Origin of the sequence: Aeromonas sp. ASNIH2 (assembly GCF_002934795.1) — a bacterium.
In the GTDB taxonomy this organism is placed as follows: Bacteria; Pseudomonadota; Gammaproteobacteria; order Enterobacterales; family Aeromonadaceae; genus Aeromonas; species Aeromonas caviae.
In genome coordinates, this window is record NZ_CP026406.1 from 3576912 (window position 1) to 3590267 (window position 13356).

General features: G+C 64.5%; 10 protein-coding genes. 3 read left to right on the forward strand and 7 right to left on the reverse strand.

The features are described 5' to 3' along the window. Window positions 1-7 precede the first annotated feature (7 nt). Window positions 8-1318: a peptidoglycan DD-metalloendopeptidase family protein gene (locus C3F36_RS17160; protein ID WP_104455519.1), complete on the reverse strand. Its 1311-nt coding sequence runs from the start codon at window positions 1316-1318 to the stop codon at window positions 8-10. Window positions 1319-1432: 114 nt separating this feature from the next. On the opposite strand from C3F36_RS17160, the gene tyrS reads away from it, so the two are divergent. After that, entirely contained in the window at window positions 1433-2632 is a 1200-nt protein-coding gene (tyrS, locus tag C3F36_RS17165) for a tyrosine--tRNA ligase (RefSeq protein WP_041215604.1), read from the forward strand. Between the two features lie 78 nt (window positions 2633-2710). On the opposite strand, the gene ygjK is transcribed toward tyrS, so the two are convergent. The 4 genes from ygjK to C3F36_RS17185 all read right to left on the reverse strand — a co-directional run bounded on the left by ygjK (window position 2711) and on the right by C3F36_RS17185 (window position 8168). After that, a complete protein-coding gene (gene ygjK, locus C3F36_RS17170) occupies window positions 2711-5191 on the reverse strand; it encodes an alpha-glucosidase (protein ID WP_104455520.1) in 2481 nt (826 codons plus the stop codon). A 184-nt stretch (window positions 5192-5375) separates the two neighbouring features. Beyond that, window positions 5376-6188 carry a helix-turn-helix transcriptional regulator gene (locus C3F36_RS17175; RefSeq protein WP_042015603.1) on the reverse strand — a complete coding sequence of 271 codons (813 nt, stop codon included), beginning with the start codon at window positions 6186-6188 and terminating at the stop codon, window positions 5376-5378. Window positions 6189-6199: 11 nt separating this feature from the next. Continuing rightward, window positions 6200-6733 carry a YbhB/YbcL family Raf kinase inhibitor-like protein gene (locus tag C3F36_RS17180; RefSeq protein ID WP_039040154.1) on the reverse strand — a complete coding sequence of 178 codons (534 nt, stop codon included), beginning with the start codon at window positions 6731-6733 and terminating at the stop codon, window positions 6200-6202. Window positions 6734-6911: 178 nt separating this feature from the next. Then, window positions 6912-8168: an adenylosuccinate synthetase gene (locus C3F36_RS17185; protein ID WP_010673886.1), complete on the reverse strand. Its 1257-nt coding sequence runs from the start codon at window positions 8166-8168 to the stop codon at window positions 6912-6914. A gap of 190 nt (window positions 8169-8358) precedes the next feature. On the opposite strand from C3F36_RS17185, the gene C3F36_RS17190 reads away from it, so the two are divergent. Beyond that, window positions 8359-9261 (forward strand): LysR family transcriptional regulator, encoded by a 903-nt coding sequence (locus C3F36_RS17190; protein ID WP_041212603.1) that lies wholly within the window; start codon window positions 8359-8361, stop codon window positions 9259-9261. 63 nt (window positions 9262-9324) lie between these two features. Here the strand turns inward: C3F36_RS17190 and C3F36_RS17195 are convergent, their stop codons facing one another. Both C3F36_RS17195 and C3F36_RS17200 read right to left on the reverse strand, forming a co-directional pair. Further along, window positions 9325-10680: a TAXI family TRAP transporter solute-binding subunit gene (locus tag C3F36_RS17195; RefSeq protein WP_104455521.1), complete on the reverse strand. Its 1356-nt coding sequence runs from the start codon at window positions 10678-10680 to the stop codon at window positions 9325-9327. Between the two features lie 148 nt (window positions 10681-10828). Further along, complete coding sequence (locus tag C3F36_RS17200) at window positions 10829-11968, reverse strand: MalY/PatB family protein (protein ID WP_104455522.1); 1140 nt, start codon at window positions 11966-11968, stop codon at window positions 10829-10831. Between the two features lie 164 nt (window positions 11969-12132). On the opposite strand from C3F36_RS17200, the gene C3F36_RS17205 reads away from it, so the two are divergent. Next, window positions 12133-13305 (forward strand): MFS transporter, encoded by a 1173-nt coding sequence (locus C3F36_RS17205; RefSeq protein ID WP_104455523.1) that lies wholly within the window; start codon window positions 12133-12135, stop codon window positions 13303-13305. The last annotated feature ends 51 nt before the right edge of the window (window positions 13306-13356 follow it).

Here is a 13356-nt window from a genome sequence, read left to right on the forward strand (position 1 = left end):
ACAGCGGTCAGCTGTCGTCGCCGTTGCCCTTGTTTCTGGCCAGTTGCAGCTCGGGGCTGTCCAGCTTGGCGAGCTGGGGCATGGCCTGGGCCTTGAAGCTGGCCAGCGCCCGTCCGCTGAGAGACTCCGCCTGGGGCAGGTTGAGTGTGCGCGGGTTCTTGTGCACGCCGCCCACCACGAACTCATAGTGCAGGTGCGGGCCTGTGACCCGGCCGGTGCCGCCGAGCAGGCCGATGGTCTGCCCCTGCTTGACTCGCTGCCCCTTGTTGACGGTGCGCTTGGAGAGGTGCAGGTACTTGGTCACGTAGTTGCCCGCGTGCTTGATGAAGACGTAGTTGCCGTTGAACTGGTTGTAGCCGGCGGCCACCACGCTGCCGCCGCCCGCCGCCATGATGGGGGTCCCCACCGGCGCTACGTAGTCGATGCCGTTGTGGGGACGCACCTTGCCGGTGACCGGGTGAAGGCGGCGCGGATTGAAGTTGGAGCTGATGTATTTGAAGTTGACCGGCGCGCGCAGGAAGCTCTTGCGCATCGCCTTGCCGTCCGGGGTGTAGTAGTTGCCATCCGTGTTCAGCACGGCGCGGTAGATGGCCCCCTGGTTGACGAACTCGGCGGCCAGGATGTCGCCGGAAGCAACCCGCTCGTCATCCTGGTATTTGTCCTGGTAGACCACCCGGAAGCTGTCCCCCGGTTGCAGGTCCTGGGCAAAGTCGATGTCCCAGCCGAAGATGGCGGCGAGATCCATGATCTGGTCTTCCGTCATGCCCGCTTCGACGGCGGCGCCCCAGAAGCTGGAGCGGATCTCCCCCTGGGCCACCTGTTCGCGGGTGTCGAGCTCGATCTTCACCGGCCTGGCCACGAAGCCGTCATCCCGGCGGTTCACCTTGAGCGCCTGCTCCAGGCTGTGGGGGTAATAGAGGCTGTGCAGCTCGCCGCCCTTGGTGAGCTTGAAGGTGAGCTCCTGACCGGGCTTGAGCAGGCGCAGGGTATCCGTGCCCTCGAGCTGGTCGATGAGGTGCAGATCCGTGGTGCTGAGGCCGAGGCGCTGGAAGATGACCCCCATGTTGTCGCCGCTGCGCACCTTCACCTGTCTGGTGACGTAGCGTGGTTTGGGCGGGATGACGGGCTCGGCCCGTGCCAGCTGCGCCTCCTCGTCGACCTGCTGCTCGACGGCCAGTTCGTTGTCGTTGTCATCGACCCGGGTGGCGACTGCCTGTTCGCTCGGCCAGGCCGCCAGCATCATCACCATGATGCTCAGGATCAGCACCATCTTGCGGTGCCAGTGAGGGAGAGAGTTGAAGGCGTGCCAAAGGACCATGAGAAGCAGACAAAGTTGAACCCGGAAGAAGGTCGGAGTTTACCGCCTTTCCAATTGGCCCGCCATTCCAGTAATATGTCTGGCCCTGTGGAATCGTGATTGGAGAGTCAAAAAATGTCCCAGCTCGAGGTGGCGCTAGCCGAGATCAAGCGCGGAGCGGAAGAAATTCTGGTTGAAGAAGAACTGATCGCCAAGTTGAAGGAAGGGCGCCCCCTGCGCATCAAGCTGGGGATGGACCCGACCGCGCCGGACATCCACCTGGGTCATACCGTGATCCTCAACAAGCTGAAGACCTTCCAGGATCTGGGCCATGAAGTGATCCTGCTGATCGGTGACTTCACCGCCATGGTGGGTGACCCCTCCGGCAAGAACGCCACCCGTCCGCCGCTCTCCGAAGAGGCCATCAAGCACAACGCCCTCACCTATGCCGAGCAGGCGTTCAAGATCCTCGACCCGGCCAAGACCCGCATCGAGTACAACTCCACCTGGCTGAGTGAGCTGGGCGCGACCGGCATGATCAAGCTGGCGGCCAAGCAGACCGTGGCCCGCATGATGGAGCGCGACGACTTCAAGAAGCGCTACAGCAACGGCCAGTCCATCGCCATTCACGAATTCCTCTATCCGCTGCTGCAAGGCTATGACTCGGTCGCGCTGAAGGCGGACGTCGAGCTCGGCGGTACCGATCAGAAGTTCAACCTGCTGATGGGTCGCGAGCTGCAAAAAGATGCCGGCATGGCGACCCAGTGCGTGCTGATGATGCCGCTGCTGGTAGGCCTCGATGGCGTCAAGAAGATGTCCAAGTCCGCTGCCAACTACATCGGCGTGCACGATGCCCCGGGGGAGATGTTCGGCAAGATCATGTCCATCACCGACGATCTGATGTGGAACTACTACGAACTGCTCTCCTTCCGTCCGCTGGCTGAAATCGAAGAGTTCAAGGCAGGTATCGCTGCCGGCACCCTCAACCCGCGCGACGTGAAGATCTGGCTGGCCAAGGAGATCATCGCCCGTTATCACGACGAAGCGGCGGCCGAAGCGGCCCACGAAGATTTCACCCAGCGTTTCTCCAAGAACGCCATTCCGGACGACATGCCGGAAGTCGAGCTGGCACTGGAAGGGGAAGGGCTGGCCATTGCCAACCTGCTGAAAGATGCCGATCTGGTGGCCACCACCTCCGAAGCGCTGCGGATGATCAAGCAGGGCGCGGTGAAGCGCGACGGCGAGAAGCTGGACGATGGCAAGGCCCTCATCGGTGCCGGTACCGCCGTCTACCAGGTCGGCAAGCGCAAGTTTGCCCGGGTGACCGTGAAGTAAGTCGCCACCTGTGGCGCCGCCATAAGAAAGGCCTCCCTTGCGGAGGCCTTTTTGTTGGCTCATGGCTGCAAAGAGGGATCAACCCTCGGTTTTCAGGAAGTTGCGATAGAGCATGTAGAGGTGGGCCGAGCTCCAGCTGAAGTTGCTGGCACCCTGCATGGCGCCGGTCTCCGGGTTGTAGTTCTCGCGGATGGGGCCGCTGCCCGCCAGCCCCTCGGCGTTGGCAAACAGCTTGTTGACGAGCTGTTGGGCATCGCTGCGATAGCCGTAGTTCTCCAGCCCCTTCACCCCGAAGTAGAACTGATCCAGCCAGACCCGGCCGCGCCAGTAGATGTCGGGGTCGTAGGCCGGGTTGGTCAGTGCCGCCGTGCCGAGCGGCACCTTGGTGTTGAACTCCTGGGCATTGAGCATCACCTCGCGCACCCGCGCCGCCTTCTCCTTGTCCGCTACCTCGGCCCAGAGCGGGCTCCACCCTTCCGGGCCACGGCCGCGGGCGGTCAACAGCTTGCCGACGCAGCCGTTGGCGTCGGGCAGATCCCCCTGGGCTATCTGGCGGTCGTAATAGAAGCCGGAGGCCTCATCGAACAGACAGCTGTTGATGTAATCGGCCAGCTGGGTCGCCCCTTCGCGATAGAGGCTCGCCTCGTCCGGCTTGCCGAGCAGCTCGGCCATGTCGGCCAGGATGCGCTTCTCCTTGGCGAGGAAGGCGTTGAGCTCCACCGACTCCTGATCGATGGAGAAGCCGATGAGGCTGCCGTCGTCCTGATGGTTTTCAAAGAAGAAGACGTTCCAGTCCTGGCGCGCCTTGGCCATGTCGCCGCCATAGGTCTTGTCGGCATAGCGCTTGAGCTGCTCCGGTTCGATAAAGCCGAAGCGGGCGGCGTTGTCCATGCCGGACTCCCAGCCTGCGCCGTGCTGGGCGCCGATATCCATGTCGGCGTAGCCGCCAACGCTCAATACCTGCTGATAGAGCGCCATGCCGGCGCAGCCATACCAGCCATCTCCCTCATTGGTACAGCTCGACAGATCCAGCCCGACCGGTGCCCCCGTCGGGTACTGCACCTTGAAGGTGATGTTGCCGAACTCGTCGTTGTGCTCGACGTGGCGGGTGGCGCCATATTCGATGATGCCGTTGCGGTTGTTGTCCCGCGCCCGATACCACCAGTCGTGATAGGCCTGGATCTTCGGGTACATCTCGGCGATGAAGGCCTTGTCCTGGGTGGCGCTGTAGATCTCCCAGATGGCCCAGGCGGAGAGGGGCGGCTTGGTGTCGCGCTCGTTCCAGTTGCCGCCGTCGCCACCGCGATCGGCGAGCTTGTTGTAGAAGACGGCGTCGATCACCATGCCGGCATCCTGCGGCCGAACCGGGTCATCGGCCTGGATCTGGTAGTCATACATGGCGCGCACGTTGTTCTTGGCTACCTCGGGGTTGAAGTGGGCCATGGCGTAAGCGTGCTTCCAGCTGTCCCAGGCCCAGACCCCGTCGAACCAGCGGGCGGTGTTGGAGGGGGTGACCCCGTCGTGCAGGATGGCACCGGCCGGCGAGCGCCAGTTGCCGTTGAGGGTCTCCATCGCCTTGACCGCGATGCGCCGCTCCGACTCCGGGATCCCCTGATTGGAGAGGCCGCGCGCCAGGTAATCCTCCCAGCGGCGGATGGAGTCGTCGAAATGGCTGGCGGGGTCGGCCAGCAGCGCCTGGCGGCTCTGCTCGAAGCGGCTCGCGTCAGCACTGCTGTGGACATAGCTCTGCAGGGTGTAGATATCCTGCTGGCCCTTGGCGGCCAGGGTGAGGCTGGCCTCGCTCACGTAGCCGAGCCCCTGCTCGTCGAGGGTGGTGCGACTGGGCAGGGTGCGATCGATGCGGTAGCTGGCGCTGCCGCTTTGCATGATGTTCCAGGTGCTGCGCAGTTTGCCGAACTGGAATGCCACGCCGCGCTCGGTCTGGCTGATGGTGCGGGTCCAGGCGGGGTACTGCTCGGCGACCGTCTTGTTAGCATCCCACTGGTTGAGCAGCTCCCCCTGCCAGTTGAGCTTGAGGGTGAGGGGGGCGTCAGTGTGGTTGATGAGGCGGGTACGAACCAGCGCAGTGCGGGCATCGCCGTAGCGCAGCTCCAGCTCCAGGGTGAAGGAGTCGAATTCGAAGCGCTGCACCAGCGCCCCCGGGATGGCGTACAGCGCCTGCTTGCTGGCGCTGGTGAGTGGGAAGCCGCGGCCGCTCTCGTCGCTCAGGGTCAGCTTGTCCAATTCCCTTGCGAAGAACAGGCTGTACTCCTCGGCGATGACCATGGGGCCGGTAAAGCCGCCCCATTCGCTGTCGCTGGCGGGCAGCAGGAAGCCGTGCCAGGCGCCGAGATCGAGCAGCGGGTTGTATTTGAGGTTGGCGTAGCTGTCAAAGTCACGGAACTGGAGCGGGGTGCCGCTGCGGTCGATCACGTTTTGATACTGGTTCGCCAGGGTGGCGCTGGGGGCGGCCGGGCTGCTGGAGTCATTGCCGTTGCAGGCAGTGAGGCCGAACAGGGCGACGCTCAGGGTGATGGAAAGTAAATTTTTACGAAACATCTCTCGCTCCAATGACAGTTTTTGTAGGTTAAGGAAGGTGTTTTTTAGTGATTATTTTAGTGAAAGCGTTTGCGAGAGCCATTATAGGGCGATTATGACGGGATTATTGGCGCTGTGTCACAGTGCAGGAGGGGCGAGTGTGAGCCGGATCACCCGGTTACACGAGGTTACATAATCTTATATTTTAGTAATTATTTACTTTTGTGGTGGCAGTCAGTGAGAGAGAGGAGGGGCAGGTACGCAGGTATTGGTGGGGGGTCAGGCCGAACTCCTCCTTGAAGCGCGCGGCAAAGCGGCCGGGGGAGTCGTAGCCACAGGCGAGGGCGGTCTGAAGCGGAGTGAGCCCCTGTTGCAGCAGGGTGAGGGCGTGCCCCAGGCGTACCTGGGTCAGCACCTGGCGAAAGCTGCGCCCCTCGGCGGCCAGCTTGCGGACCAGGGAGGCGCGGCTCATGGCGAAGTGGGTCGCTACCGTCTCCAGCCGGTGATCAAGACCAGGCTCCACGCTGAGGTAACGGGCCAGCCGTTCCCCCAGGGTCATGGTGGTGGCAGGAAAGAGCAGGCCAAGGCCCCCCGCTTCCCTGAGCTCGCCATAAAACCCTTGCAGCAGCTGGGTCTGGGCCGTCTCGCAGAGCTGCCGCTGCGCCATGGTGGTGACGAGATCGAAGCAGAAGGCGAGGGCCGACGTCACCCTGATGGCCGGTGGCTTGAGGAGATCGAGGGGGCTCTCTGCCAGCCACTCGGCCGGTGGCGGGGCCAGCAGGGTGAGCGCCTGGGAGCGAAACGTGCCCTGCTCCGGCTGGTTGACGAAGGTGAGCCGGTGACCCGCCGGGATCAGCAGCCAGCTCTCCTTGTCAAAGGAGAGGCGCTGCTCCCGCCACCACAGCTGCTTGCGGCCCTGCTGCACCCAGATGAGGGTCGGCGCGTAGATGAGCACCCGGCGCAGGGGCTGCTGGCGGATCCCGAAGTAGTGATTCAGTTGCAGCAGGGGCGTGCTCATCGGGCGGGCTCCTAGGGGGTGGTGAAGGTGGCGGTCAGGGTGGCCTTGCCAAGGGCCAGGCTGTTGAGCATGTAGCCTACCATGGCGGGCGGGGTGTTGGCCTTCACCTCCAGCGCCTTGGGCAGGGCCCAGACGGTGAACTGGTAGCGGTGCATGCCGTGACCGGCGGGCGGGCAGGGGCCGCCATAACCCTGGGTACCGTAGTCGGTGCCAAGCTCCAGCCCCTGCTTGATCTTGCCGGAGGCATTGCTCGGCAGCTCGCTCTGGCTGGCCGGCAGGTTCACCACCAGCCAGTGCCACCAGCCGCTGCCGGTGGGGGCGTCCGGGTCATAGGCGGTGATGGCGACGCTCTGGGTGCCGGCGGGCAGGCTCTGCCAGCTCAACTGGGGGGAGCGGTTCTCGCCGCTGCAACCAAAGCCGTTGAAGCTGAAGACCTTGTCCATGGGTTCACCCTCGCGGATGTCGGTACTCTTGAGGGTCATGGCGCCGGCGGGCAGGGCCGCGAGGCAGAGCAGGGGCAGCAGCGGGATAATGGGGGATCTCATGATGGGCACTCCTTTGTGTGAATATGGCATTCACTCTAAGGGGGTTGGCTCAAAACAGAGTGCCCATATGGCTCAAATTATGCCATGGAGACGGCTTTTGTGAGCTGTTTGGGGCTTTTGAAGGGGCATAAAAAAACCGGCATCCTGGGATGCCGGTTTTTGGGAGAGGCGAGGGGCCTTAGCGCAGGATCATCTCGTCACGGCCCGGGCCGACGGAGACCATGGGCACCGGCACGCCCAGCAGGGCTTCGATGCGCAGCACATAGTCCTGGGCAGCCTTGGGCAGCTCGGCGAAGGTGCGGCAGCCGCTGATGTCTTCGCTCCAGCTCTCCATCTTCTCGTAGACGGGGGTGAGGGCGGCGGTCTGCGGCCAGATCGGGTTCTCGGTGTGGGCACCTTCGTAGGCCACGCAGATCTTCAGATCCGGCAGACCGGTCAGGCAGTCCAGCTTGGTCAGGGCCACTTCGGTGGCAGCCTGCAGCTCGACGCCGTTCTTGGTGGCGACGGCATCGAAGTAACCCACGTCACGGGGACGGCCGGTGGTGGCGCCGAACTCGTTGGTGATCTTGCGGAACTCGTCCTGGTTCTCCATGGCGGTCAGCAGGGTGCCGGTACCGACGGAGGAGCTGAATGCCTTGGCCACGGCGATGACGCGCTCCGGGCGCAGGCCCGGCAGACCGCCACCGATGCCGGCGTAGGCGCCGGAAACGTGGGAGGAGGTGACCCAGGGGTATTCGCCGTAGATGAGATCACGGCCGGCACCCAGCTGGGCTTCGAACAGCAGGGTCTTGCCTTCGGCTTGCAGTGCCTTGAGGGGCATGCTGACGTTGCAGACGGCGTCCAGCCAGGGAGCAGACACTTCCAGCAGCCAGTCGGCCATCTCCTGGGCGGTCTGGGTGAATTCGAAGTCCGGATAGAGAGCCTTCATCTGCGGCAGTTTCCAGTCCAGCATGAACTGGATGCGCTCGACCAGCACGTCCGGCTGTTTCAGCCAGCCCACCAGGATCGCCTTTTTCATGACCCGATCACCGTAAGCCGGGGCGATGCCCTGACGGGTGGAGCCGTAGGCGCCGTCACCCAGGCGTTGCTCTTCCAGGGTGTCTTCCAGCGCATGCAGCGGCAGGCAGAGGGTGGCACGGTCAGAGATGGCGAGCTTGGGAATGACGCCGGAGGCCTTGACCTCTTCCAGCTCGACGGTGAGCTTCTCGGGGCTGATCACCATGCCGGGGCCCAGCACGACCAGGCAATCCGGGTTGAAGACGCCGCTCGGCACCTGGTGCAGCTTGAAGGTGCCCAGATCGTTGACCACGGTGTGGCCGGCGTTGTTGCCGCCCTGGAAACGAATACTGGCGCCAGCCTGGCCTGCCAGATAATCGACGATGCGGCCTTTGCCTTCATCACCCCAGTTAGCACCTACGACTACGATAGACGACATGACTCTTTCTCCTAAGACGTTAGGCGTCCATCCTAGGAGCCCCGTGAGGATTAGAAAAATTAATTATCTTTATAATTCCGATAAGGAAGTCATATAATTCCGGTGCAATTATCGACACCGCGCTCCCTTTTGTGGTGACCGTGCCCTGGCGGCGCTGGCCCTGCCACCGACCCGGGAGAAGAGGAACCCCATGCTGGACATTCACTGGCTGCACACCTTCGTCACCCTGGCCCGGTTGCAGCACTTCGGCCAGACGGCCACCGAACTGCACATGACGCAACCCAATGTGAGCCTGCACCTCAAGAACCTGGAGCAGGCGACCCGGGTCAAGCTGGTGGAGCGCAGCCCGTTTCGCCTGACCCAGGCGGGGGAGCGGCTGCTGCAAAGCGCCGAGCGCGCCATCAACGAGTTGCAGCTCTGCCAGTCCGATCTCAATGCCCTGAGCCAGTTGAGCCAGGGGACGCTCGCCATCGCCGCCAGCGACATCATCTCGCGCCTGCTGCTCATCCAGCCGTTCCAGCGCTTCAAGCAGGCCTTCCCCGGCATCGACCTCACCCTGTTCAACACCACCTCGGATCAGGCGGCGGATCTGGTGCGGGCGGGCAAGGCGGATCTGGGCTTCGTGATGGCACAAAAGCGCAGCGAGCCGCTCTTCTACACCGAGTTGCAGCAGGTGACCTGGTGTGCCCTGGGGCACGGCCTGGCCCGCTGGCAGGCGCGGGCCAGCTCGGGGGAGAGCGATCCTCTGGACGAGCCGACCCTGATCCTGCTGGGGCACGACACCCGGACCCGGGCATTGATCGACCCCTCCCTGCCCCTGCTCGGCCTGCCGAGCTGCCGCATCATGGAGGTGGGGAGCGTGGATGCCCAGCTCGACTGGGCCGAGGCGGGCTTTGGCGTCGCCATCGTGCCGGATTTCTCCCTTCACCCCAGGCTCAAGCTGACCGCCCCGGTGACCCGGCTCACCGATTTTCCCGGTACCAGCCTGGGGTACGTGGTGCGCCAGAACCAGGTGCTGTCCCGGGCCATCAAGCAGCTGCTGCACTGGGTGGAGGAGGAGATCCAGAATCCGGCGCTGCTGCTGGCGCCGTGACAGGCCAGGCGCCCGTTCCCGATAACCAAGAGGCCACCCCTGGGGTGGCCTCTTGGTTGGTGTTCATTGCCCGGCGGGGGCTGTGGTCTCCACCGCGTGGCTGGGCGGGCTGGCCGGCATGGCCTCCGGTGATGGCGCCTCCAGCGGCGTTGCCGACGAGGCGGGCGCCTCAGGCGGGGTCAGGGGATGGCCTGGTGCCAGGGTTGCGCTGCCCGGTGTGGGCGGCTCGGTCAGTGCCGGGGCCTGGTTGGTGGAGGCCGCCCCCGAACTGGTTGAGAGGGTCGCGGCGGCCGGCTGCTCCGGCAAGGTGTCGGACCCCTCCAGTGGCGCGGTGCCTTCCAGGGGGCCTGTCCCATCGGTCGGTGTGGCCGCGCTGCTCGCCGGGGACAAGGTCGGCAAGGCACCCGATGTCGCCCCGGCACCGGATGCCGTGAGGGTGTCCGCCGGGAGGGTGGGCACGGCATCCAGCATGCCGGGATGGAGCAGGGCGATGCTACCCGCCTGCATGCCTTCCCAGGTGAGGGTGGTCAGTGCCGGATGCAGCCGGGTGAACTGCTTGAGCCGCTCGTTCAGCACGTCCCGCAGGGTGTGCACCTCGCTCTCGGGCAGACTGGCCAGCGCCACCAGTTCGGCGGTGACGGCGAAGGTATTGACGCCGCTTGTCTGCCCCGGATAGAGGTTGGCGCCAATGCGGCTGCGATCATAGTAGGGGTGCTGCTTGAGCAGCTTGTCCACCTGTTCCCCCTCGATGGGAATGAGGCGGGCCTGACAGCGGCCGGTGAGATCGCCGATGGCCTGATTGGGGTGACCGGCGACCACGAAGGCGGCATCCAGGGTGCCGTCACAGAGCCCCTCCAGCCGGTTGCCCGCGGAGATCACGGGCGGGCGGCTGAAGTCGGCGATCCGCCACCCCATGGCATCGAGCAGGGCCCGGCTGGTGACCCTGTCCCCGGAGTTGGGGGCGCCGACATCGACCCGCTTGCCCTTGATGTCGGCCAGGGTGGTGATGTTGCTGGTGGCGCTGGCAATCAGGGTCAGGGACTCCTTGTGGAGCCGCAAGAGGCTGCGCAGCTGATCGTCCGGGGCCTGGCCCGCGAAGGGGCCGCTGCCGTGCACCGCATGGTAGAGCACATCCGACTGCATCAGGGCGAGCTGTACCTCTCCCTTGGCGAGCGCCGCCAGATTGGCGAGGGAGCCCGAGGTACTCTGCACCGTGCAGTGCAGGCCGTGGCGGGCACTCTCCTCGTTGAGCAGGCGGCAGATGGCCCCCCCTGTGGGGTAGTAGACGCCGTTGAGGGCTCCCGTACCGATGGTGACATAGGCGGGGGAGGCGAAGAGGGAGGGCGCCAGCACGGCCGCAAGCCAGGGCAGGGCGGTACGTGGCAGACGCAACAGGGCAGAGAAGGCGAATGGGCGCATAGTGGACCGAAACCGTGGCTGAACATAAGGAGGAGGCGGGCTCATCCGGTGATGAGCCTCATCTTATCCGTATCAGACGGGAAGCTGAACGGATTTTACCGCTTTTGCGCACACCGGGCGGCCTGGGGCCGCCGCCCGGGACGGTTCGCTAGCGGGTCTGGAGAATGGCTTTCTCCATGCGGGCCAGGGCCTCGGTGAGACGGGCACGGGTGCAGCCAAAGTTGAGCCGCACGAACTGGCCGTTGCCGAACTGGGCACCGGGGGAGAGACCCACGCCCGCCTGTTCGAAGAAGGCGACGGGATCGTCCAGGCCCAGGGCGCTCATGTCGATCCAGGCGAGGTAGGTGGCCTGGTTGCGGGCCAGCTTGACGCCGGGCCAGCGGGCCACGGCCTGCTCGATCAGGGCCAGGTTGCCGGCCAGGTAGTCGAGCTGTTCATTCAGCCACTGCTCGCCCCCCTCATAGGCCGCCTCGGCCGCCACGAACCCCAGCAGATTGACGTCGGCGCTGATGCCGCGCATCGCCTGTTGCAGCTTGAGCCGCAGGCGGGCATTGGGGATCACGGCGAAGGAGCAGCACAGCCCCGCGATGTTGAAGGTCTTGCTCGGCGCCATCATCACCGCGGAGCGCTCGGCCGCCTCCAGGCTCAGGGCACCATAGGGGATGTGGCGGGCATCTTTGTCCAGCAGCAGGTCGCAGTGGATTTCGTCGGAGCAGATCACCAGGTTGTGGCGCTCGGCGATGGCGTCGATGGCCAGCAGCTCTTCCCGGGTGAAGACGGTGCCACCCGGGTTGTGGGGGTTGCACAGCAGCAGCAGATCCGCCGAGGGGGCCTGACGCTCAAGCTCTTCGAGATCCAGCACCCAGCGACCTTCTTCCTCCACCACGGGGACGGTGAGCAGGGGGCGGTCATTGAAGCCCGGCGCCTGCAGGAAGGGGTAGTAGACCGGCTTGGGGGTGATGATGCCGCGCCCGTGCTGGCTCCAGGCCTTGCAGGCGAGGTTGAGGCCTGGCACCACCCCGGGCAGGAAGACGAGCCATTCGGGTTGGATGGTCCAGCCATAGCGGCTGGCCAGACGCGATACGATCAGTTCGATGAGCCGGGGAGAGGGGCGCGAATAGCCGAAGATGCCGTGGGCGACCCGTTTGGTGAGGGCCTCCAGTACGGCGGGGGGAGAGACGAAGTCGGTGTCTGCGACCCACATGGGCAGGACATCCTGACCCTTGTATTTGTCCCATTTCAGGCTCATGGTACCGCTGCGATCTATTTCCCGGTCAAAATCAAACATGTTAAATCCTTGTACTGGCGCTGGATGGGCTTCCAATGTACGGACTTGGACGCCCCCCCGCAACCCTTGAGGTGGCTGTTGATAATGGCATAAAATAGCCGCCGTCATACGCCAAGCCCGCCCGCATCTGGCTCCTTTTTTTCTTCCATATCAATGGTATCTCTATGAGTTTGCTGTCTGCTGCCCGCAAGAGGCCGGATCCCGTCTCTCTTTCGTTTCTCGCCGTGACCTTTATGACCGGGGTGGCGGTGGCGCTGCAGGTGCCGACCTTGAGCCTGTTTCTGGCCGAGGAGGTGCAGGTGCGTCCCTTCCTGGTGGGGCTCTTCTACACGGTGAACGCGGTGATCGGCATCCTCATCAGCCAGTGGCTCGGCCACCGCTCCGACAACAAGGGGGATCGCAAGCAGCTGATCCTGCGCTGCTGCTTCGCCGGCATCGTGCTCTCCCTGCTGTTTGCCTGGAACCGGCAGTACTGGTTGCTGGTGAGCCTGGGGGTGCTGCTGGCGAGCCTGACCGCCACCGCCAGCCCGCAGCTGTTCGCCCTGGCGCGGGAATACGCCGACAGCCGCAACAAACAGGCCGACATGTTCAGCTCGGTGCTGCGGGCCCAGTTCTCCCTGGCCTGGGTGATAGGGCCGCCCATCGCCTTCGCGCTCGCCATCGGCTACGGCTTCGAGGTGATGTATCTGGCCTCGGCGCTGGCCTATGTCATCTGCGCCTTCGTGGTGTGGCGCTGGCTTCCCTCCCTGCCGCTGCCGGTGATGGATAGCGAGGTGGAGCGGGTGAGCAGCTGGCGGGATCCGTCGGTGCGGGCTCTCTTCATTGCCTCCACCCTGATGTGGACCTGCAACAGCATGTACCTCATCAACATGCCCCTCTACATCACCCGCGAGCTGGTGCTGGAGGAGAAGCTGGCGGGTTTGCTGATGGGCACGGCGGCGGCCCTGGAGATCCCCTTCATGCTGCTGGCGGGCTACTACACCCGGCGCTTCGGCAAGCGGCCCATGATGCTGCTGGCGGTGCTGGCCGGGGTCGGTTTCTATGGCGGTCTCGTGACCCTGTCGAGTCAGCATGCCCTCATTGCGCTGCAACTGCTCAATGCCATCTTCATCGGCATCGTGGCCGGCATCGGCATGTCCTATTTCCAGGACTTGATGCCGGGGCGCGCCGGGGTGGCGACCACGCTCTTTTCCAACAGCATCCGCACCGGCTCCATCATGGCGGGGGCCATCGCGGGAACGGTGGCGGAGCTCTGGAGCTTCCACGGGGTCTTCATGGTGGCGGCGGCCCTGGCGCTGATGGCGCTGGCCGCCTGCTGGCGGGTCCCCAACGTATAGGGGATGCAAAGGGGAGGCCGATGCCCGGATGTGCCGGCACCAGTGCCCCGG

Coding starts and splice junctions, on each gene's coding strand:
- C3F36_RS17205 (WP_104455523.1), top strand. CDS start 12,133: ATGAGTTTGCTGTCTGCTGCCCGCAAGAGGCCGGATCCCGTCTCTCTT.
- C3F36_RS17180 (WP_039040154.1), bottom strand. CDS start 6,733: ATGAGATCCCCCATTATCCCGCTGCTGCCCCTGCTCTGCCTCGCGGCC.
- ygjK (WP_104455520.1), bottom strand. CDS start 5,191: ATGTTTCGTAAAAATTTACTTTCCATCACCCTGAGCGTCGCCCTGTTC.
- C3F36_RS17200 (WP_104455522.1), bottom strand. CDS start 11,968: ATGTTTGATTTTGACCGGGAAATAGATCGCAGCGGTACCATGAGCCTG.
- C3F36_RS17195 (WP_104455521.1), bottom strand. CDS start 10,680: ATGCGCCCATTCGCCTTCTCTGCCCTGTTGCGTCTGCCACGTACCGCC.
- C3F36_RS17175 (WP_042015603.1), bottom strand. CDS start 6,188: ATGAGCACGCCCCTGCTGCAACTGAATCACTACTTCGGGATCCGCCAG.
- C3F36_RS17160 (WP_104455519.1), bottom strand. CDS start 1,318: ATGGTCCTTTGGCACGCCTTCAACTCTCTCCCTCACTGGCACCGCAAG.
- C3F36_RS17185 (WP_010673886.1), bottom strand. CDS start 8,168: ATGTCGTCTATCGTAGTCGTAGGTGCTAACTGGGGTGATGAAGGCAAA.
- tyrS (WP_041215604.1), top strand. CDS start 1,433: ATGTCCCAGCTCGAGGTGGCGCTAGCCGAGATCAAGCGCGGAGCGGAA.
- C3F36_RS17190 (WP_041212603.1), top strand. CDS start 8,359: ATGCTGGACATTCACTGGCTGCACACCTTCGTCACCCTGGCCCGGTTG.